Origin of the sequence: Fulvivirga ulvae, assembly GCF_021389975.1 — a bacterium.
GTDB classification, from domain to species: domain Bacteria; phylum Bacteroidota; class Bacteroidia; order Cytophagales; family Cyclobacteriaceae; genus Fulvivirga; species Fulvivirga ulvae.
In genome coordinates, this window is sequence record NZ_CP089981.1 from 2,649,196 (window position 1) to 2,671,623 (window position 22,428).

The 22,428-nt window shown below is 43.1% G+C and carries 17 protein-coding genes and 1 pseudogene; 12 read left to right on the top strand and 6 right to left on the bottom strand.

Annotated features, from left to right (window positions below; genetic code table 11):
• Window positions 1–117: 117 nt before the first annotated feature.
• The 4 genes and pseudogenes from LVD17_RS11010 to acs all read left to right on the top strand — a co-directional run bounded on the left by LVD17_RS11010 (window position 118) and on the right by acs (window position 4,754).
• A complete protein-coding gene (locus LVD17_RS11010) occupies window positions 118–1,149 on the top strand; it encodes an FAD:protein FMN transferase (RefSeq protein ID WP_233766754.1) in 1,032 nt (343 codons plus the stop codon).
• Window positions 1,149–1,886: a class I SAM-dependent methyltransferase gene (locus LVD17_RS11015; RefSeq protein WP_233766756.1), complete on the top strand. Its 738-nt coding sequence runs from the start codon at window positions 1,149–1,151 to the stop codon at window positions 1,884–1,886. Before LVD17_RS11010 ends, LVD17_RS11015 begins: the two co-directional genes overlap by 1 nt.
• Before the next feature lie 62 nt (window positions 1,887–1,948).
• A complete protein-coding gene (locus LVD17_RS11020; protein WP_233766758.1) occupies window positions 1,949–2,692 on the top strand; it encodes a ZIP family metal transporter in 744 nt (247 codons plus the stop codon).
• Between the two features lie 153 nt (window positions 2,693–2,845).
• Window positions 2,846–4,754, top strand: a pseudogene (acs, locus tag LVD17_RS11025) (acetate--CoA ligase).
• 120 nt (window positions 4,755–4,874) lie between these two features.
• Here the strand turns inward: acs and aceA are convergent.
• Both aceA and aceB read right to left on the bottom strand, forming a co-directional pair.
• Entirely contained in the window at window positions 4,875–6,170 is a 1,296-nt protein-coding gene (aceA, locus tag LVD17_RS11030; RefSeq protein ID WP_233766760.1) for an isocitrate lyase, read from the bottom strand.
• 20 nt (window positions 6,171–6,190) lie between these two features.
• A complete protein-coding gene (gene aceB, locus LVD17_RS11035) occupies window positions 6,191–7,807 on the bottom strand; it encodes a malate synthase A (protein ID WP_233766762.1) in 1,617 nt (538 codons plus the stop codon).
• Between the two features lie 107 nt (window positions 7,808–7,914).
• Between aceB and LVD17_RS11040 the strand changes: the two genes are divergently transcribed.
• From LVD17_RS11040 to LVD17_RS11055, 4 genes are all read left to right on the top strand, one after another.
• Window positions 7,915–9,402 (top strand): helix-turn-helix domain-containing protein, encoded by a 1,488-nt coding sequence (locus LVD17_RS11040; protein ID WP_233766764.1) that lies wholly within the window; start codon window positions 7,915–7,917, stop codon window positions 9,400–9,402.
• Window positions 9,403–9,514: 112 nt separating this feature from the next.
• A complete protein-coding gene (locus tag LVD17_RS11045) occupies window positions 9,515–11,398 on the top strand; it encodes a mucoidy inhibitor MuiA family protein (protein WP_233766765.1) in 1,884 nt (627 codons plus the stop codon).
• A 117-nt stretch (window positions 11,399–11,515) separates the two neighbouring features.
• Entirely contained in the window at window positions 11,516–11,980 is a 465-nt protein-coding gene (locus LVD17_RS11050; RefSeq protein ID WP_233766766.1) for a nuclear transport factor 2 family protein, read from the top strand.
• Window positions 11,981–12,305: 325 nt separating this feature from the next.
• A complete protein-coding gene (locus tag LVD17_RS11055; RefSeq protein ID WP_233766767.1) occupies window positions 12,306–12,737 on the top strand; it encodes a hypothetical protein in 432 nt (143 codons plus the stop codon).
• A 56-nt stretch (window positions 12,738–12,793) separates the two neighbouring features.
• Here LVD17_RS11055 and thrC read toward each other — a convergent pair whose 3' ends face one another.
• The 3 genes from thrC to thrA form a co-directional block, all read right to left on the bottom strand.
• Window positions 12,794–14,080: a threonine synthase gene (gene thrC / locus LVD17_RS11060; protein WP_233766768.1), complete on the bottom strand. Its 1,287-nt coding sequence runs from the start codon at window positions 14,078–14,080 to the stop codon at window positions 12,794–12,796.
• Window positions 14,081–14,152: 72 nt separating this feature from the next.
• Window positions 14,153–15,100 (bottom strand): homoserine kinase, encoded by a 948-nt coding sequence (locus tag LVD17_RS11065; protein ID WP_233766769.1) that lies wholly within the window; start codon window positions 15,098–15,100, stop codon window positions 14,153–14,155.
• A 10-nt stretch (window positions 15,101–15,110) separates the two neighbouring features.
• Window positions 15,111–17,564, bottom strand: a complete 2,454-nt coding sequence (gene thrA / locus LVD17_RS11070) for a bifunctional aspartate kinase/homoserine dehydrogenase I (protein WP_233766770.1) — start codon at window positions 17,562–17,564, stop codon at window positions 15,111–15,113.
• Window positions 17,565–17,959: 395 nt separating this feature from the next.
• On the opposite strand from thrA, the gene LVD17_RS11075 reads away from it, so the two are divergent.
• The 4 genes from LVD17_RS11075 to LVD17_RS11090 all read left to right on the top strand — a co-directional run bounded on the left by LVD17_RS11075 (window position 17,960) and on the right by LVD17_RS11090 (window position 21,808).
• Window positions 17,960–18,985, top strand: coding sequence for a glycosyltransferase family 9 protein (locus LVD17_RS11075; RefSeq protein ID WP_233766772.1), 1,026 nt, complete (start codon window positions 17,960–17,962; stop codon window positions 18,983–18,985).
• Window positions 18,978–20,090 carry a glycosyltransferase family 4 protein gene (locus LVD17_RS11080; RefSeq protein WP_233766774.1) on the top strand — a complete coding sequence of 371 codons (1,113 nt, stop codon included), beginning with the start codon at window positions 18,978–18,980 and terminating at the stop codon, window positions 20,088–20,090. The genes LVD17_RS11075 and LVD17_RS11080 overlap by 8 nt, the downstream gene beginning before the upstream one ends.
• Window positions 20,091–20,302: 212 nt before the next feature.
• On the top strand, window positions 20,303–21,325 hold the full coding sequence (locus tag LVD17_RS11085; RefSeq protein ID WP_233766776.1) for a glycosyltransferase family 2 protein: 1,023 nt from the start codon (window positions 20,303–20,305) through the stop codon (window positions 21,323–21,325).
• 84 nt (window positions 21,326–21,409) lie between these two features.
• The gene (locus LVD17_RS11090; RefSeq protein ID WP_233766778.1) at window positions 21,410–21,808 is read left to right on the top strand and encodes a YciI family protein; all 399 of its coding nucleotides are present in this window, start codon (window positions 21,410–21,412) and stop codon (window positions 21,806–21,808) included.
• 54 nt (window positions 21,809–21,862) lie between these two features.
• Here LVD17_RS11090 and LVD17_RS11095 read toward each other — a convergent pair whose 3' ends face one another.
• Window positions 21,863–22,306 (bottom strand): RDD family protein, encoded by a 444-nt coding sequence (locus LVD17_RS11095; protein WP_233766780.1) that lies wholly within the window; start codon window positions 22,304–22,306, stop codon window positions 21,863–21,865.
• Window positions 22,307–22,428: the final 122 nt, after the last annotated feature.

Consider the following 22,428-nt stretch of genomic DNA (forward strand, 5'->3'; position numbering starts at 1 on the left):
ATTACTTTCCGATAAGTCAAATTGACTTTTTGAATTTAGAAATTATCCGCAATTAATGCCTCTAAAGTACACATTACCCTAGGCAATTTCATTAATTTAGCGCCAAATTTTGTATACATGAGTCTTCGCTATAAAAATATTATTTACTCAGTGGTGCTGGTATCGGCTGTGTTTCTGGTTTGGAAATACCGTCAGTCTCAGCAGGTGCCCATGGCTCATTTCTCTGGCAAAACCATGGGGCCTATAACCTACAACGTCACCTATTTTGATGAGCAGAAAAGGGATTTCAGCAAGCAGGTAGATTCTTTATTAAAAAGCTTTAATAAAGCGTTGAGTACTTATATAGTCGATTCTGAAATATCAGAGTTTAACAGGGATACGGCCTTTAAATTTGACAGTCCTTATTTTGAGCCGGTGCTGGTTAATAGTAAAAAAGTATATGATCTTACCGGAGGAGCCTTTGATCCAACCGTGATGCCATTGGTCAATGCGTGGGGGTTTGGGCCTGACAAACAAATGAAGTATGACAGTGCTTATATAGACTCGCTGATGCAGTTTGTGGGGTTTGATAAGGTAGAGTTTGACAGGGAGATGGTGATGAAAACAGATCCACGTGTGCAACTTGACTTCAGTGCTTCTGCAAAAGGCTATGGGGTGGATATTGTAGCCGACTATCTTGAAGACAAAGGTATTGAAAACATGCTTGTGGAAATAGGTGGGGAAGTGGTGGCCAAAGGTAAAAATCTCCAAACCGGAAAATTATGGAATATAGGTGTTCTCGATCCGGATTCTGATCAGATCAGCCAGTTTTATACCGCTACGGTAGCTATTGAAAACCGGGCAATGGCAACTTCGGGTAATTACTTTAATTATTATGTGGTTGATGGAGTTAAATATTCTCACACTATCAGTCCATTTACTGGTTTCCCAATCAGGCACCCGTTGCTGAGTGCGTCAGTTTTTGCCGGGGATTGTATGACGGCCGATGCACTGGCCACGGCGTTTATGGTACTCGGGCATGAAAAAGCAATTGAAATACTGGAAGCTAACCCTGAATTGGACGGATACTTAATATATAGTGATGCTGCCGGCAACAGAAAGGCTTATGCTACGGCAGGTATTAAGCCTCACATAAAAGAAGTGGAATAATGACAGCAATAAAGGAATGGTTTGGGCAGTGGTTTGATTCGCCGTATTATCATATTTTATATAAACACAGAGACCATGATGAAGCCAAGGAGTTTATCGACAATCTGGTAGAATACTTTCATTTCTCCAAAGACCATAAGCTCCTCGATCTTGCCTGTGGCAAAGGGCGACACTCCATTTACCTCAATCAGAAAGGGTTTGATGTGGTGGGGGTAGATCTGTCGGCGCAGAACATTGAGCATGCCAGACAGTATGAAAACGACAGGCTGCATTTCTTTATTCAGGACATGCGGCATGATTTTGCCGAAAATGAGTTTGACTTTGTTCTGAATATGTTTACCAGTTTCGGGTATTTTGATTCAGATGAGGAGAATGCTCAGGCCATTCAGGTTGCGGCCGATGCTCTGAAACCTGACGGGAAGCTGCTCATTGATTTTTTGAATCCGTATAAAGTGGTTCATAACCTGGTACCTTCAGAAGAAAAGACGATTGAAGGTATTACCTTTCAGATAACAAAGCAATTTAGTGAAGATGGTTATATCCTCAAGGATATTCGATTTGAAGACAACGGTCATAAGTACCATTATCAGGAGAAAGTAAAAGCCATCAGGCGTGTAGAGTTTTTGAGCTACTTCAAAAGAGCCAGTTTGCAACTCATAGAGATTTTTGGGGACTACCACTTCAATGCCTACGATCCTGAGCACTCTGAAAGGATGATATTTGTAGTGAAAAAATAGTTGTCAGAGACATGTAAGTGCAACATTGTTGTATATCTTTGCTGCCGAATCTGAATATACCCATGCTTTTTAATCTTCTGATCCTATTTTTTGTAGCCTTACTGGCCGGATTGTCCACATTTTTGATTCCGGGAATAAAGGATAAAAAATATAAACTGGTTTTGGTGTTTGCGGGGGCATACTTGTTTGCCGTTACCATCATCCATATCCTGCCTGAGCTATTCTCAAGGGCAGAAAATCCCACAAAGATTGGTCTTTTCATTCTTGTAGGCTTTTTCCTTCAGCAAGTGCTGGAGTACTTCACCTCTGGCGTAGAGCACGGCCATGTGCATAAGCATAATGAAGGACATGAACATAAGGCAAGTTCAGCTATCTTAGTGCTTTTCGGATTGTCGGTACATGCATTTTTAGAAGGTTCATTGCTGGCCCATCCGAGTGCATTGCATGAGCATCATGAGTCAAATTCATTGCTATTTGGAATTTTGCTTCATAAAGCGCCTGCTGCATTTGCCTTGATGTCTATTCTGATGTGTCAGGTGAAAAAGAGGAACCTGGCTGTATTATTCCTCGTATTATTTTCCCTTGCATCGCCGCTGGGTCTGTTGATAGGCGACTATTATGTAGAGAACAACATGCTTTCCAACGAAGCGTTTACCATCCTTTTTGCCATTGTGAGCGGTAACTTCCTGCATATCTCCACTACTATTGTTTTTGAAAGCAGTGTCGATCATCATTTTAATGCTAAGAAACTGGGGGTTGGTATACTAGGTTCTCTAGTGGCTGTTTCTGCTGAGTATTTCTTTTAGTGCCTGCTCCGATCGCCGGAGTATTCGGGGTTAATTTTTAGACATGTAGCTGCTAAGCTGCCCAAATCATTTTTCAAATGAGATGATTTTTTGCAACTTAGTATGGAGCGACAAGGAATGGTCTATTTATTTAAACCCGAATTCATGTAAATTATGAGCAACAAAATTCAGACACTTAGTGGCTACATCCACGAATACCAAAAGAGTGTTCAGGATCCTGACAATTTCTGGGGCAGGATAGCAGATTCCTTTTACTGGCATAAAAAAGTGGGACCAGGTCGTTGACTGGAACTTCGAAAAACCAGATGTGAAATGGTTTGTCAATGGCAAGCTTAACATTACCGAAAACCTCCTTGAAAAACACCTGTTCTTGCTGGGCGATAAGCCTGCCATAATCTGGGAGCCTAATGATCCGGAGGAGGCCGTAAGAACTATTACCTATCGCGAACTTTATGAAATGGTCTGCCAGTTTGCCAATGCCATGAAAGGGCAGGGCGTTGAAAAGGGAGATCGTGTGATAATTTACATGCCTATGGTTCCTGAGGCTGCTGTTGCCATGCTTGCCTGTGCCAGAATAGGTGCTGTACATTCAGTCGTATTCGCCGGCTTTTCGGCCAAGTCGCTTGCCGATCGTATCGAAGATTGTGCAGCTAAAATGGTGCTGACCTCTGATGGTAATTTTAGAGGAGAAAAGAAAATTGCGGTCAAAAACGTAGTGGACGAAGCCCTTGAAAATACGAGTTCGATTGAAAAGGTAATCGTATTGAAGCGCACCGGACAGGAAGTGACCATGAAAGATGGTCGGGACATCTGGTGGAGCGATGCCATTGAGGGCGTGTCAAAGGAGAATAAAGCGGAGGTAATGGACTCAGAAGACATGCTGTTCATCCTATATACCTCGGGGTCTACCGGAAAACCTAAAGGAGTGGTGCATACCTGTGGAGGCTATATGGTGTACACCACTTATTCTTTTCAAAATGTATTTCAATATAATTCAGGAGATGTCTATTGGTGTACTGCCGATATTGGCTGGATAACAGGACACTCCTATATCGTATACGGGCCGCTATTGGCGGGGGCTACTACTTTGATGTTTGAAGGGGTGCCTACTTACCCTAATCCCGGAAGGTTCTGGGCCATTTGTGATAAGCACCAGGTAAACCAGTTTTACACGGCCCCAACAGCCATCAGGGCATTACAGGTATTTGGAACGGAGCCGTTGGAACCTTACAAGCTGGATTCATTAAAAGTGATCGGGTCCGTTGGTGAGCCTATCAATGAAGAGGCCTGGCACTGGTACCACGACCACGTTGGTAAAGGCAGGTGCCCGATAGTAGATACCTGGTGGCAAACAGAAACCGGAGGTATTATGGTATCGCCCATTGCGGGAGTTACTCCAACAAAACCTTCGTATGCTACCTTGCCGCTTCCCGGGGTGCAACTGGCTATTCTCGATAATGAAGGCAAAGAGCTAAAAGGAAATAGTGTTGAAGGGAACTTATGCATCAAATTCCCATGGCCGTCTATTTTACGGACCACTTACGGAGACCATGAGCGATGCAGGCAAACTTATTTTTCCAGCTTCAAAGGCTACTATTTTACAGGTGATGGTGTAAAACGAGATGAAGATGGCTATTACCGAATACTGGGCCGTGTAGATGATGTCATCAATGTCTCAGGGCACAGAATGGGTACGGCTGAAGTTGAAAATGCTATTAATGAACATCCTAAAGTTGTGGAATCGGCCGTTGTAGGTTATCCTCATGATATAAAAGGACAGGGCATTTACGCTTATGTGATCTGCGATATGGAAGGCAGGTCGGAAGAAAATCTGAAAAACGAAATAAGGGAAACGGTAAACAAAATCATCGGCCCTATTGCCAAGCCGGACAGGATTCAGATTGTATCCGGATTACCAAAAACACGATCCGGTAAGATCATGCGTAGAATATTAAGAAAAATTGCCACGGGTGACACAGGCAATATGGGTGATACTTCAACACTGCTTAATCCTGATGTAGTAGAGGAAATTATTGAAGGAGCTGCTAAGGAAGCCGTGTAAGATATATTCCAATTAAAAACCGCCTGACCAAAAGGCCAGACGGCTACCAGAGAGTAGAAAAAACCGTCTGACCGTATCCCGGTCAGGCGGTTTTGTGTTTAGGTTGTGGTTATTAACGTATTAACTTGCTTTTTTTGCAGTTTCAAACTGGTCCTCTTCGGTGCTGCCTTTCATGGCAGTGGTGGAAGAGTTGCCTTGTTGCACAATATTCTGAACAGTATCAAAATACTGAGTACCAACAAAGGCCTGGTGTTTTACAGCATTGAAACCGTGCTGTTGCAATGCAAACTCTCTTTCCTGCAGCTCGGAGTAACCGGCCATACCTCTTTCTTTGTATGCCTTGGATAGCTCAAACATCGCTGTATTCAGGGCATGGAAACCTGCCAGAGTAATGAACTGGAATTTATAACCCATTTCTGCAAGGTTTTCCCTGAACGATTCCATCTCTTTCACGCTTAGTTTGGCTGCCCAGTTAAATGAAGGAGAGCAGTTATAAGCCAGCATTTGATCAGGGTACTTCTCCTTCACGCCTTGTGCAAATTCGCTTGCCATGCCCAGATCAGGATTGGAAGTTTCCATCCAAAGCAGGTCAGCATAAGGTGCATAGCTCAACGCGCGGTCAATGCCTTGCTCCAGTCCGTTCTTAACATGGAAGAACCCTTCGGAGGTTTTCTGTCCGGTCAGGAACTTGTGATCTCTGCCGTCTACATCAGAGGTGATCAGATTGGCCGCCTCTGCATCGGTTCGGGCTATGAGTAATGTAGGTGTACCCATCACATCGGCAGCCAAACGTGCGGCAACCAGTTTATTGATCGCTTCCTGAGTAGGAACCAGTACTTTACCGCCAAGGTGTCCGCATTTTTTTGCTGAGGAAAGCTGATCTTCAAAGTGAACACCTGCTGCACCAGCTTCAATCATGGCTTTCATCAGTTCAAAGGCATTGAGGTTGCCTCCAAAACCAGCCTCAGCATCTGCAATGATCGGTACCATCCAGTCTATATCGGATTCGCCGGTTACGCTTTGGATCTGGTCTCTCCTCATCAGGGCATTGTTGATCCTTTTTACCACGTTGGGCACGGAATCCGCCGGGTAAAGGGATTGATCCGGGTACATCTGACCGGCCAGGTTGGCATCAGCCGCCACTTGCCAGCCGCTCAGGTAAATGGCTTCAAGACCGGCAGCAACTTCCTGTACAGCCTGGTTGCCCGTCAGCGCTCCAAGACCGGCGGTAAAAGGCTGGGTAGTAAGCCTTTTCCAGAGCTTCTCTGCTCCCAGCCTCGCCAACGTATATTCTATATTTACTGAACCTCTTAAGCGCAATACATCTTCAGGAATGTAGGGCCTTGTTACACCTTTCCATCTTGGGTTCGACATCCAGTCGCTGTATAGGTTCTCTATTTGATCTGCGTTATTCATAACATTAAAAATTTAGGGGTTTAGTCGATTAATTGATATGCTGGTATTGTTAAAAATTCTTTGAAATCATCCGATTTTACGAGTTTGTCAAAAATGGATATTGCCTGGTCAAATCTTCCGTTTTTATAGTTTTCCTCGCCAACGTAGGCTTTGATCTTTTCAAGCTCTTCTGCTTTCAATTGCTCGTACAGGTCTTCTGTAATCACCCTTCCATCATCCAGTGTGGCGCCGTTTTTAAGCCATTGCCATATCTGGGTGCGAGAGATCTCTGCCGTAGCGGCATCTTCCATCAGGTGGTAGAGCGCTGCTGCGCCATTGCCCCTCAGCCAGCTTTCGATGTAGAGGATGCCAACATTAATATTAGTCCTCAGTCCATTTTCTGTTATGGTACCCTTGGGCACTTCCAGCAACTGCTCAGCGGTGATTATCACATCATTGCGCTTTACATGTATCTGGTTCAGTGTGGGCATATATTCGTTGAAAGCGTTTTCAGCCACTTTAACAAGTCCCGGGTGTGCTACCCATGTGCCATCATGACCATTTCTGACTTCATTAACTTTATCGGCTCGTACTTTGTCAAGAGCGGCCTCATTGGCTTCCGGGTCTTCCTTAATCGGTACTTGCGCAGCCATACCACCCATGGCATGTACGCATCGTTTATGGCAGGCCTTGATTACAGCAAGTGTATAGGCTTTCATAAAGGGCACTCCCATGGTGATCTGCGAGCGGTCGGGCATAACAAAACCCGCTTTATTGCGAAATTTCTTAATGAATGAGAATATATAATCCCATCTTCCGCAATTGAGTCCTGCAGAGTGGTCTTTCAACTCAAAAAGGATTTCATGAAGCTCAAAGCTTGCCAGTATCGTTTCGATCAATACAGTGGCTTTAATGGTTTTTTGTGGGATGCCTAAATAATCCTGGGCATAAACGAAAACGTCATTCCACAACCTGGCTTCCAAATGGCTTTCCAGTTTTGGCAAATAGAAATACGGACCTGAGCCATTGTTGATTAAGGTTTTGGCATTGTGAAAGAAGTACAAGCCAAAGTCCATCAAGCTTCCGCTGATCGGCTCACCTTTGATCGTAATGTGCTTGTCTTCCAGGTGCCAGCCCCTTGGTCTTACAAACAAGGTGGCCACCTCGCTATTTAATGTATAAGCTTTACCCGTTTTAGGGTGTTTGTATTCAATAGTACGATTTACTGCATCCCGAAGGTTGATCTGTCCTTCAATGTTGTTTTTCCATGAAGGCGTATTGCTGTCCTCAAAGTCGGCCATGAATACCTTTGCTCCTGAGTTAAGCGCATTGATGATCATTTTCCTTTCCACCGGTCCGGTGATTTCCACACGGCGATCCAGCAAGTCTTTGGGAAGTCTGGCAACCTGCCAGTCACCTTCGCGGATGGCTTTGGTTGATTCAAGAAAATCCGGCATGACACCATTGTCGATTTCTTTTTGGCGCTCGACCCTTTTTTGTAAGAGTAGCTTTCTGCGTCCATTGAATTTTTCATGCAGAGTGAAAAGAAACTTCAATGCTTCCGGAGTTAGGATCTCTGCGTATGCCTCTTCAAAACCTGCGTTAAGGTGCATGGTTTCCGGTGGGCTGTAGGCTTTGGTGGTTAATTCTTCAATCATAATTACAGGGGTTTAAATCGTTGTGTCATACGAATATCAGTAAAATTTCATTAATAGCGAAATTTCGCTAAAAGAAATTTTACACAAATTTTAATTACCTTTGAATCATGGCCAATGAAAACTTTTCGCTCAAACACATCTTTGGGCTTAAAATCCGCGATTTACGCGTTGAGAAGGGACTTTCGTTTCAGGAACTAGCGCAGAAGACAGGACTTTCAATTTCTTATTTAAGTGAGATAGAGAAGGGGAAAAAATATCCGAAAGGGGATAAGATCATGCAATTGGCGGAGGCTTTGGGTGAGTCTTACGACAACCTCGTCTCTTTAAAAGTGTCCAAAAGATTGCAGCCCGTGATCAATTTGTTGCAGTCTGATTTTTTTAAAGAATTCCCTCTGCACATATTCGGGTTGGATGCCCAAAAGATTATAGAACTTATTTCCGTATCACCGGAAAAAATCAATGCGTTTATCAGTTCCATTTCGTTGATCTCCCGCAACTATGAGATGAACCAGGAGCATTTCTACTATGCTGCACTTCGTTCATACCAGGAGATGCATGACAATTATTTTCCTGAAATTGAAAAGGCGGTAAAAGATTTTCGAGAGGCCAATAAAAGTATTAATACCATACCGGTCACAAAAGAGCAGCTTGAGTATGTGCTCATGGAAAACTATGGCATATTCGTTGATCGTAAAGAGTTGCCGGAATTCGGTGCTTTGAGGCATTTGCGCTCTTACTATAAAAGCAAGGGGAAAAGATTGTTGCTCAACAATGAGCTGACGGATGCTCAGGAGTGCTTTCTGCTTGGTCGTGAAATAGGTTTTCAATACCTAAAGCTAAAAGAGAGGCCGATGGAAACACCTCCGCAAAGAAGCTATAACTTTGAAGCATTACTCAATAATTATAAAGCTTCATACTTTTCTGCGGCTTTACTAATGGATGAGGATACCGTGGTAACAGATGTAAGGGAGTTTGCTAAAAATAAAAAGTGGGATGGTAATCAATTACTGTCATTCATCACCAAATACAATGCTACACCCGAGATGTTGATGCAGCGACTCACCAACATTTTACCCAAATATTTTGGAATCAAAAACCTGTTCTTTCTCAGGTTTCTTGGTACCGATGATTTTTCATCTTACGAGCTGACCAAGGAGCTTCATTTATCCAGGGCGCATAATCCGCATGCGAACAGCCTGAATGAGCACTATTGCAGGCGGTGGATCTCCATTGGCCTGATCAAGGAGCTGAGAAGTATGCACCGCCTTAAAAAGGAAGTACCAGTTATTGCCGGTGCCCAAATCTCACGATACCACGAGACACCCAATGAGTATTTCTGCCTGACTATTGCTTTTCCGAATGTTTCCAATTCCAATGAAAGTATGAGTGTCACCATAGGCGTATATATTGACAACAACCTGCGCAAAAGGATCAAGTTTATTGATGATCCGGATATCGTAACCAAAGTGGTGAACACTACCTGCGAGCGTTGTTCACTTACGGATTGCGGTGATCGCATAGCCCCACCTTACCATATCGGGTACCAGGAAAATCAGAGAGATGTAATAGACGCATTAGACACTCTGGAAAAATAATGCTGAATATTTGATGTGCTAAGCTGATGGATTAAAAAATAGCGTACCTTATGGAATCGGTAATATAATTGCATCATAATACTAAACATGTTTCACATTGACCTTTAGTATTATGAAAATTATCTGTACCGCAATCCTTCTATTCATTTCTTCATGCTTGCTTGCCCAGGGTGAGGAGCAACCGGTGATGTCCAAAATATCAGAAGTTACCGTTTACCTGCAAGGGGCGCAGGTTACCCGGAGCTTTGATGTCACGGTACCATCGGGAAATACAACCCTTGTAATAGGTAATCTTCCTGTCAATATTCAGGAAAGAAGCATCCAGGTAAAGGCATTTAATGGTGGTTTAAAAGTGCTGGCGGTTTCTGGCCGGCTCAACTACCTGGATGAAAGAACGAAGTCAGAACAAATTTTAGCTCTGGAAGCTAAAAGGGATAAGCTGAAAGAGCAGATAGCTGACCACGAAGTGTGGCTGGAGGTATATAAGGAGGAGGAATCTTTACTGATCAGCAATAAGGCCATTGGCGGAACGGATAATGGCGTAAATATAGATGAACTTAAACAAGCTGCGGAATATTACCGCTTACGACTGGCTGAGATAAAAGGGAAAGAGCTGGAGTTGGTGAGGAAAATAAAAACCTTGCAGGACGAGCAGGGCAAGGTAAATGCTCAATTAACGGAGCTTAGCAATAAAAGACCAGAACCGGTCCGGGAAGTTTTGGTAAAGGTATCGGCCAAAACCACTTTAAAATCTAAATTTATCCTGACTTACCTGGTACAGGAAGCAGGCTGGATGCCCTCTTATGATATCAGAGCTGAAAATGTGCTTAAGCCCGTTGAGGTTACGTACAAAGCTAACGTACACCAGAATACCGGGGAAGATTGGGACAGGGTAAAACTTACATTTAGCAATGCAGACCCAAGCCAGAGCAGTGTTGCGCCTAACCTTTCCACCTGGTACCTGAACTTCAACAACCGTGTGGCATATAATGATTATGGAAGACAAGGGCAAATAGGAACCTATTCCGTTGCAGGTAATGAGGTTTCGGGCAGGGTAGTTGGTGAAGATGGTATGGGGCTTCCCGGTGTGAATGTGGTCATCAAAGGCACCTCCGTAGGCACTGTTACTGATATTGACGGTTACTATCAACTGCCACTTACGCAGGATGCCCAAGCCATAGTTTATTCCTTTGTTGGGATGGAAAGCCAGGAAATAGGTATAGGGCAGCGCTCAGTGATTGATGTGGCTATGTATGAGGATACACAACAGTTGTCGGAAGTTGTAGTTACAGGTCTAAGTAGTCGAGCGGCGGGCTATAGTTCACGTTCATCTTACGAATACAAACCAAAAGTTAAAAAGGAGATAGCCGCAACCGCTGTTATCAAACAAACAACACTGGAATTTACAGTTGATGACCCTTATACAATCAAATCAGATGGAAGAAACCAAACCGTAGATATGGTGGCTTATGATCTGCCAGCTACTTACCATTACTATGCTGTGCCTAAGCTGGATACGGATGCATTTCTTAAGGCCCAGGTAACGGACTGGGATGGCTACAATTTTCTTGCGGGAGAGGCCAATTTATTTTTTGAAGGTAAGTTTATAGGAAAGACGGTACTGGATACCCGCAATGTAAAAGACACCCTAAATATTTCTCTGGGTCGTGATAAAAATATTGTTATCACACGGGAAAAGGTAAATGACTTAAGCTCAGCCCAGTTTATCGGAAGTAACCGAAAAGAATTGGTTGGCTTTGAAATTAAGGTCAGAAATAAAAAGCAACAACCAATCAATATCACCATTGAAGATCAGGTGCCGGTAGCCACTAATAAAGAGATAACAGTTGATTTGCTCGAGTCATCTAAAGCGGAGTACAACAAAGTTACAGGTACCCTTCGCTGGAAGCTTAAGTTTGAGCCGGGTGACAACAAGCAAGTGGATTTGAAGTATGAAGTGAAATATCCAAAGGACCAACGCCTGGTGATAGAGTAGTTCTAAAGTGTTCACAAAAAGGCACTTATATTATGTAAGTACCTTTTTGTGGTTTTATGGTTTTTGATGAAGTAAAATATTTTGGAGTTTGTAAGGATCACTAAAACCTGAAATGTTATGAAAACCTTCGCTTACACACTGCTGGTTACGCTGTTGAGTTGCGTATTTTTCGCCTGCGACGATGACCATCCGCTGCCTCCGGATGGAGAACCTCCCTGCGGCCCTCTGGTGGACCCGGAAATAACAGCCGCAGTTCTTGAAAACCATTTGATTGGTTTCGGATTAAGGGATGTTGACCGCATTTTGGATGATTACACTGAATCATCTATTCTGGTGACTCCGGAAGGAGTATTTATTGGATTAAATGAGATAGAGGCATACTATGAAAACCTGCTTCCGGCCTTTCCGGTGGATGGTACAGTTTTCGAGATTGACATCCAGCATGTGGAGGAAGATGTGGCCTATATTGTCTGGCATGCCGAGACCCCGGCCTTAAACGTACCACTGGGTTCCGACTCATTTGTAGTTCAGGATGGTAAGATAATGAGACAGACTTTTGTGGCTCAGATTCAGCCGAAGTAATTACACTTATAAATTAGTGATCGGATGACTCCGAAGTCATCCGATCACTAAAACGATCAGTCATCACCTCTTTATCAAAAAAAATACAGCTCACTAAACCTTAGTTTAAAGCTCATAAATATCCAGGAATGAGCTTAAAGTGGTAACTTGAGAGAGCTTCAATTATTTTAAAGTTAGAGTTTTGTAACAATCTAATTCTAAGGCTATTCTTACGGGATTAGTAAAGCTCATAAGGCTATTGAAGCATATCCGGATATATTGATTTTAGCCATTTTATTTCTTTTGCTAAACACATTATTCTTACTTTGCTGACTAAAGTATTAATATGAAGTATATAGCGCTAGCATTTTGTTTATTGATTTTCTCATTCAGTTGCTCTGAAAAATATGATCATGTCCCCGAAGATCAGTTTGTAGGTGTTTGGGAACTAAAAGGACGTAAAATGTTTGATGGGATACGGATTACGATTATCAAAGATAATAATAGGCTTAAAGGAAAGATCTCCAAACTAAATGAAAATAAGTATGTTAAGCTTTTTTCTGAGCTTGACGATGTCTGGGTTTCAGAAATAACCAGAAGCTCTAAATATCAATTTCGTTTAACAGAAAAGAAAATTGGCCGTGAGCTATTTTCACTATATGGTTTAAGTTCTTCTGTCGAATTTAGGGTACAGTTTATAGATAAGAATACCATTGGTCTTTCTAGCGGTAGTGTCGATCCAACCGAATCAACGGTAATCTATAAAAGAATTGAATAGATGTCTTTAGTGATCAGATGACCCCGAAGTCATCCAATCACTAAAACCATGTGTCATTACCTCTTCATCAAAAACTCCTTCAACTCCTCAAACTCACACCCCATTTCAATACTCTTTTTCTGTTTATCCATATACTGGGCCAGCCTTTCGGGTACATCAACATTTCCAATAACCTCATCCACTACATCTTTGAATTTTGCAGGATGTGCAGTTTCGAGAAAAATACCTGTTGCCTGATGATCTTTTAGGTAGTTTTTAAGGCCTAGATAACCTACTGCTCCATGAGGGTCGAGCGTATAGCCCGTGTTTTTATAGACCTCTTTCATGGCTGCACGTGTTTCCTCATCGGTGAAACTGAAGCCCTTTATTTCTTCTGTTATTTTATTCCAATCGCCCTGGTAAAGGTCAAGCATCCGGTAAAAGTTGCTTGGGTTGCCCACATCCATGGCATTGGATATCGTCTGCTTTGATGCGGTAGGATTAAACTTACCTGAAGCCAGATAATTGGGCACCACATCATTGATATTGGATGAGGCTACAAAACCTTTGATATCCAGGCCCATTTTTTTGGCCAATAGTCCTGCGGTAAGATTTCCATAATTACCGCTGGGTACCGAAAACACCAAGTCTTTGTCCGGTAGTTGTGCCTTGGCCCAGAAGTAGTAGAAGGACTGCGGAATTAACCGGGCAATGTTAATCGAGTTTGCAGAAGTAAGTTGCATCTTTTCATTTAACCCCTTATCCAAAAAGGCGCTCTTAACCATGCGCTGGCAGTCATCAAATGTGCCGTCAATTTCCAGGGCAGTGATGTTTTGCCCTAAAGTGGTGAGTTGTTGTTCCTGCAGCTTGCTTACTTTGCCTTTTGGGTAGAGGATCACTACATCTACATTTTCAACTCCCAAAAAACCATGGGCTACAGCACTACCTGTATCGCCGGAAGTTGCTACCAGAACGGTCACCTTTTTAGCTTCGCTACCTGAAAAATGGCTCAGGCAACGGGCCAGGAACCTGGCCCCGACATCCTTAAAAGCCAGGGTAGGCCCATGGAAGAGCTCCAGAGCATAAATGTCTTTTTCTACTTCATTGACCGGAATTTCAAAGCCCATGGTATCCTCTATAAGGTCATACAAAGCTGTGCCGGGTATATCTTCGTCCACAAAGGACTCGGCAACGTTGTATCCAATTTCGGCTAAGCTGAGTGTAGACAGGCTATTGAAAAATGATTTGGGAAGCTCCGGGATTTGCTCAGGCATAAACAGGCCATTATCATCGGGTAAACCTTTGATTACAGCTTCTCTAAAGCTTACGGGTTGGGTTTTATGATTAGTGCTATAGTACTGCATTAGTGTATCTTTAGTATTGAGATATTAGTATCAGGTATTGAGAGCTAACATCTCATAGCTTTAAAATTATGTTTAAACCTTTTCGGCCAGTTTATTGATCGTTTTGGCTCCTTCGGCATTGATACCTGAAACATAGACTTTATGATCAATGCCCAGGTCAGTATAATATTCATCAAAAGCCCGGGCCACTTTCTCAGCCGTAGCCTTGCCTTCGGTGAGTGCAAAGATAGACGGGCCTGAGCCTGAAATATTGCAACCTAATGCCCCTGAAGCAATGGCCTGATGCTTGGCCCCTGCGTATCCGGGGATCAGTACGGAACGGATGGGTTCAACAATATGGTCTTCCAGTGATCTTCCAATCAGGTCAAAATTTCCACTGGCCAGTCCGGCCACAAGCCCTGCTACATTGCCCCACTGGCTGATGGCCATTTCCAGAGATACTTCCCTTTTCAGAATGCGCTTGGAGTCGGCCGTTTTCACCTCAATTTGAGGGTGGACCACTGCGATATGCAGCTCTTTAGGGTAAGGAATGCTGACTACATCCAGTGGCCCATAACTGCGGACAAGCGTAAAGCCACCAAGCAATGAAGGTGTTACATTGTCTGCATGGGCTTTGCCTGAGGTGGCCCTTTCACCTTCCATGGCAAAACGTACGAGCTCTTTTTTGCTGAAAGGGCTACCCAATAGCTCATTGGCGGCGTAGGCTGCTGCGGCTGAGCTTGAGGCACTGGAGCCCAGGCCACTGCCAGGCATCACGCGTTTCCTGATCACGATCTCGAACCCTTGTTGAGAATCTAATTCTTTAAGCAGCGCCTGAATGGCTACCCCGGCTACATTCAGGTCAGGGTCAGTGGGCAGGTTTTCATAACCTTCTATCGGGTGAATTTTAATGGCACTGTCATCTCTTAAGGTTACTTCCAGTTCGTCTCCGATACCCTCCAGTGCCAGACCGAAAATATCGAATCCGGGTCCAACATTGGCAACAGTGGCCGGAGCAAATACCTTTATTTTCTTTTCCATGGCATAAACATTAATTGGCATTAGCGATTCTCATTATATCAGCAAATATCCCTGAGGCAGTTACTTCTGCACCGGCACCGGCACCTTTGATGACCAGCGGCTGTTCCGGGTATCGTTTGGTAGTGAAAAGTACAATGTTGTCCTTCCCTTCCAGGTTATAAAACGGGTGCGATTTTTCTACAAAACGTAAACCTGTTTCAGCCTTTCCTTTGTTGTAAGAGGCCACGTATTTTATCTTCTTACCTTCTTTCTCTGCCTTTTTTACCAATTGCTGAAATACTTCTTCGTGCTCTTCCAGTTTTTCAAAAAACTTATCGATAGACGGTGCATTCATGCAGTCTTCAGGGATGAAAGCCTGTGCAGGAATATCATCTATTTCCATATCCAGACCGCTTTCACGGATCAGGATCAATATCTTTCGTTTTACATCTACCCCACTAAGGTCAATGCGCGGGTCAGGTTCTGTATACCCCTCAGTTTGGGCTTGCCTTACTATGTCGGCAAACTTTGCCTCTTTGTTGAAATTGTTGAATATAAAATTCAGGCTTCCTGACAGTACCGCTTCTATTTTTAGAACCTCATCACCACTTTTGATCAAGTCGTTAAGTGTGTTGATTACCGGAAGGCCTGCCCCTACATTTGTTTCAAAGAGGAATTTGGCCTTGTACAGCAATGCCGTCTTTTTAAGCTCCAGATAATCCTGATAGGAATTTGTGCAGGCAATTTTATTGGGAGTAACTACTGAAATACTCTTTTTAAGTACCCTTTTATAAAGACCTGCAATATCGGCGTTGGCCGTATTGTCAATAAAAATACTGTTACGCAGGTTTAGCGTCTCCATTTGTTGGAGGAAGTCTTCGACTTTCATAGCTTCGCCATCTTCCATCAGACTTTCTTTCCAGTTTTTGAAGTTGATGCCTCCTTCCTGAAATAGCATTTTTTTGCTATTGGCCATAGCCACTATTCTCAGGTCAATGTGATGGTGCTGGCTGAGGTACTGCTTTTGCTTACGCAACTGCTCTATAAGGGCGGCTCCAACATTTCCAACTCCTATCATGAAAAGGTTGATACGTCTTTTTTCAGATAGAAAGAAACTCTCGTGTAAGCTGTTCAGGGCCTTTTTTACTTCCCGCTCATAGATTACGACCGAAATATTTTTTTCTGAAGAGCCTTGTGCTATGGCTTTGATATTAATGCCATTTTGTCCCAATACGCTGAACATAGTACCGCTCACGCCCACTTTTTCCTTCATGTTAGAACCTACCAGGGCTATTATGGCCAGGTCTTTTTCTATCTGCACCGGGTTTATCTTGTGGGTTGACAGTTCATAAGTAAATTCATTTTCAATGGCCGCTTGTGACTTCTTTGCGTCCCCGGCATCTATCCCCACGCATATGGTATGCTCAGATGAAGCCTGGGTGATCATGACCACATTTACCTTTGCGGTAGACAAGGCCCTGAACAAGCGGTGAGAAAAATTGGGTATGCCTACCATGCCGCTGCCAGATAGGTTAAATAGGGCAATATTCTGTATAGAAGACAGTCCCTTGATCAGGCTGCCATTGGTAGCTGATGCCTGCTTAATGACGGTGCCCACATCATCTTTTTTAAATGTATTTTTTATGTGTATTGGGATATTCTTTTCCAGTACCGGCTGGATGGTAGGAGGGTATATCACCTTTGCCCCAAAATGTGACAGCTCCATGGCTTCTTCGTAGGAAATTTCCTCAATGGCATAGGCTGAAGAAACCAGTCGTGGGTCTGCAGTCATCATGCCGCTCACGTCAGTCCATATTTCTAATTCAGGAGAGTTCAGGGCTGCAGCAATTATGGCTGCAGTATAGTCTGAACCACCACGTCCCAGTGTAGTGATTTCGCCATCTTCTGATGCTGCAATAAAACCTGGGCAGACGATCAGTTTTTCCTTTACGTTTTTGAAGTAAGATGCGATTTTGGTATTAGTCTTTTCAAAGTTCACTTCCGCTCGGCTATAGTTGCTGTCGGTAACGATAAAATCCCGCGGATCAGCCAAAAAAGTGTTGTGCTCCATGTCATTGAAGTAATCGGCTATAATGGTAGATGACAGCCTTTCTCCAAAGCTGAGGATCTTATCGCTTGTTTTGGTCGTGAGTTCATGGATAAGAAACACGCCTCTGCAGATATCCTCCAGCTCGTTGAGCAATACCTTTACCTTCCCCATTGTTTTGCTCTGCTTTTTCAATGGGATGAGCTCTTGAACAGTTTTAATATGCTTTTGCTCTACCTGGGCGAGTTCTTTTAAGTACTCAGCATTGCCCGTGGCAGCCATCGCACTACAGTTGACTAATTGTGTGGTAATGCCTCCCAAAGCAGATACGACTGCAATGATCTGGTTGGAAGAAGATTTTTCGAAGATTACATTCTTTACTAATGCGATGTTTTTAGCGGAAGCTACAGAAGTGCCTCCAAATTTTAAGACTTGCATAAATAACTAATTTATGGCGTTGAAAATTTGATAATTAACTTTTAAGAAAAATCGGAGCCCAGCCCCTTACGGTGGTATGTAAGTATAAACCCCCTACGGGGTTGTGGTAATGGTAATAATAGTAGTGCCGATCAATCCTGGGGCGGGATTGCCAGAAGCCAAAGAATATATGTTATTTGTCTTTTGCACTACGATTAAATTCGTGTTGTTGGGGTAAAAGTAGAATGAAATATTTATTAGTCAAATAAATAAATGAGAAAATTTCTCCGCACTCGATTGCGGTCAGTAAACCCTTTACATTTTTTTTCCGTACAGGAGTAGTCGCTGAGATTTTACCAGATTGAATTAGAGGTGCTTCAGTAAGTTGCTTCCGCTAATCTTTTATTTAATTTTAAATGATGAATGAAAAGGCACAATATCGTCCATGGTTGTCCGGGGAAGCTCCAAAAAAGGTGCTTTTCATTCGACTACAGGCTATGGGTGATATGGTAATCACCTTTCCTTACATTCAAGGGTTGAAAAAATGCCTGCCTCATACACAAATAGATTTTGTGACTCGTGAGGAAACAGACCCTATTCCAAATTCAATAGAATTGTTTTCTAATGTTTATACTTTGAAGGGGGGAAGAAACACCAGAAAACAGGCTGTTTATGCTTTACTATTGGCGCTTAAACTGCGAAGTCAGCAATACGACATTGTAGTAGACCTTCAAAATAATAGAATAAGTAAGATAATACGGAAGTTACTTTCACCTGCCTCCTGGAGTGAATTTGACAAGCATTCGTACAATCCGGCCGGTGTAAGAACTGAGAATACAATAAGAAATATAGGCCTGGGGGATTTTTCTCCGGATTTTAATATTCATATAACCGATCCGTCTAAGGGTATTGCCCTTCTAAAGGATGCCGGTTGGTACGAAGGGAGAAAACTTATAGCGCTGAACCCCGCAGGTTTTACACCCTCAAAAAACTGGCCGATAGATTACTATGCTGAGTTTGGCCGATTACTTTTAAAAAAATATCCCGACGCGCAATTTCTTATTTTAGGCATTGATAGAATAAGGGAAAAGGCTGACTACTTGCAGGAACAGTTAGGGGAAAACCTGATTAATTTAGTGGGGAAGACCTCTCCGGCCACCGCCTTTGCCATTTTGCAGTATGTGTCTTTGATCGTATCCGAAGATTCTGGTCTCATGCATATGGCGTGGGTATCAGGCAGGCCTACAATTGCTTTGTATAGTGTGTCAATTAGTGACCGGTCAAGGCCTTTGGGAGAGCACTCCATATGCTTGAGTTCCGCAGATATGGAATGTGGAGGGTGTATGGCTGCGGAGTGCAAGTTTGGAGATGTACGGTGTCTCACAAGATATACCCCGGAAATAGTTCTGGATGAGGCCAAGAAATTACTACAGTATGCGTAGGAAAAAGATAGCCATAATTGTTCCGGGCGGTGTGAGTAATGGATTTTACAATCAAGGCCTGCCAGCTTTGGTCAATTTAATTAATGGATTATCAGCACATTTTGAGGTCACGGTTTATTCGCTGATTTCTGTAAACCCTGATTATAAACCCGATAATTTCAGGCTAAAAGCCATCACTGCAACGCGGGAACAATCAGCACTTTCAAGGATGCTGCGTTTAAGTTTTATGATCTGGCGAGATCATTTAAAGGATCGCTATGATCTTTTTCACGGTATATGGGGAGGAGCTTCCGGTACGTTGGCAGTACTTCTGGGTAAGCTTTTGATGCGTCCGTCAGTTGTAAGCCTGAGGGGAGGGGAAACGGCAGAAGTAGGGGCTATTGCCTACGGATATTTGCTGAAGTCAAATAAAAAAAAGTGGCTTTTAAGTACGCTAAAGAGAGCCGATCAGGTAACTGTTCTTACTAATTTCCAGGCAAGCGTGCTCAGGAAGTACGGTTTTAAGAAAGATATTCAGGTGACTCCTACCGGTGTAGATACCAGTATTTTTACTCCGACAAATAAAGTTTATAGCCCTCCGTTTCATTTCCTGCATGTTGCCAATCTCACCGAGGTTAAAGATCAGGAGACTCTGCTCAGAGCGTTTCGGTTGATCCGTGACAAGCTGGATTGCCACCTGAAAATTGCCGGTGCAGATTATCTCAATGGAAAAATTCAAAAATTATGTTCGGAATTGGATCTTGAGGATAGCGTAACCTTTCTTGGGCCGGTAAAGAATACAGATTTGCCTGCATATTTTGCCTGGGCACATGCTATGATGCATACATCTCTCTATGAAGCTCAGGGCGTGGTCACTGTGGAGGCTGCGGCGTGCAAAGTACTGGTCGCTGGTACGAAAACCGGTATGATCTCAGATCTTGAATACGAGACTGTTTCTGTCACGCCGGGGGATTTTGAAGGCCTTGCAGAAAAGGTGCTGCAAATTGCTGCCGATGAGAAATATTGGAAATCTACAGTGCAAAGGGCTTATGAATGGGCTAAAGCTCATGATATTCATTTTACTGTAAACAGGTTTGCGGACATTTATAATAACCACATAAAATAGTTGTTGATGTTACGAGGCAATACGGATATAACAGGTGAAAAAAATCCTACTGGCTATAATGATAAATTAACGTCTGTACTCCGTTATGACGATTTTGTCCCGGTTTACCTGAACAGTAAGTGCAAGTATATTCTTAAAGGAATGGCTGAGGTGATTAGGGAACCCGAAAGCCTGAATGTTCAATTTCTATTACCTGTTAGCTCTGTGTCGTTATGATGTCTGAATTAAGTGTCGTTATCCCTACCAGAAACAGGTCTGAAAGTCTGATGCGCCTTCTGGAAGATATGTCAAAGCAGACCTACCCTCTGAAAGAAATAATTGTGGTGGATTCCAGTGATAAGAGGATGAAAATGGAAGCCTTGGCAGAGGCATTTCCTTCACTGAACATCCAATACCTGAATTCCACACCTTCGGTTTGCATCCAGCGTAATATAGGGGTACAGAAGGCCAGCTCCCCATATGTTTTTTTATGTGATGACGACATCAATCTCCCTGAAGACTATGTGTCTATATTGATGAAACATTTAGAAGAAGATAAATTAGGCGCTGCATCGGGCCTTGTACTGCAAAAAGGTAGTGATGGCTGGGAGTACAGCTATCCACCATCTGGCTTTGGAAGGCTGCTTTTCGCATTTGTATTCCAGCAGTCAGTCTGGGGCGATATCAGTTGCATGAGTACGCGGATATGGCAGAAGCCTTTTTATAAGATTATCAAATGGTACTACCAGGGCAGGGGAAACTCGTTGTCCTGGGCTGGCTGGCCATTAATTACCAACTTTCAGCCTCCGGTTTTCCGAACATCGGTCTATGGACTTGGTGCCAGCATTATAAAGAGGGAATGGCTCATTAACTCTCCCTATGATGAGGTGCTCGACCCACATGGGATAGGAGATAATTATGGCGTTGCCATGGGGTTTCCCGATAAGAAAGCTGTTAACGTAGTGTGCGCTGCAAAAGCTTATCATCATCAAAGCCAGGAAAACAGGCTGGAAAGTGCTACCACATACTACCGCCGGTTGGTGGCGCTGGATTACTTTTTAAGAAAATATCCCCGGTTTAGCTGGTGGCACAGGTTATGGTTTGTGTGGTCTCTTTTCGGCAACTTGTTACTGTTTAGAAATAAACCGGATTTCAGGCATGCTACAAAGCAAGTGCTAAGACAGGCAATAGGTAACTGCAATCCGTATGGGAGGGCAGCTGGTCAGGGACAAAAGGTGCTGGAATTGGAGATTTAGGTCTTAGAAAATATATCAGTAAGACTGTGGATTTGGCCTGTCAAAAAAAGCTAAATTGATATGTTCATTTTTAACAACAATCCTATGGCAGTGATAATAAGATGCTTGTTTTTAGCAGCAATGTGCGCTGGCTGTTTGGAAGGGCTTTGCCAACATAATGGCGAAAATGTCAATGAAGAGATGAAAGATTACATTTATATATTGACCCTCTTACCTGAATATCAGGATGAAGCAAACTGGACTGATGAGGTCACTATGATTGCCAACAGCCACTTCAATTACCTCAAGGAACTTCATGATACCGGGCAGGCTTTCTTTGTAGGTCGTACAGACTATGATGTGGTCAACAAGAATAATTTTGGTATTGTCGTTTTTAAAGCCAAAAACCAGGAAGAAGCAGCTGCATTGATGAGTAATGACCCTGCAGTAAAAAACGGTTTGATGAAGGCGGAAGTGCACCCTTTTAAGGTGGTATTAATGTAGAGAACGGGCATCAAATGGGTGTCCTGTCGGGGGACAGGACACGGTATTGTCAATTTACCTGTCACGGATAACTCGTGTGCCAGGGATGGAATCATGCCATCCAATAGCCTGAGAGCCTAAAAGGGAGAATGCTTCGAAAGGTATCAATCTGCAAAAAGTACGCCCTACAATGGCACCTGCACTTGGCTTCTCTCCATTTTCAGTTACCACTTTTGTGCCTGTAACAAATTTGCCTAGGGTTTTACCAAAAGTAGCTTCCATAATGATGTAGTACCCAAAAATTATCCCAAAAGCAAGTGGGTAAATGAGGATTGGGGAATCGTCTAGTATGCCCAGAAAACCCAAAATAAAAATAAAGACAATTAAGAGAATATAATAAGCAATTGTATCAATAACATAATTTCCAATCCTTTGTCCGGCGCTGGCTAAATTAATTTTCACCTGGGCTGCTCCATCCCTTGGAGTCAATCCCTGGTCTAGTACCTGATTTGTATCCATTGCAAATAATAATTAAAAAATTTTATGAAATAATTAGATGCTATGCATACTTCCGATTGACTTAATGTAACCTTAGATTTTAAATTACAAATTATTAATTGTAATTATCTCGGAAGAATTAG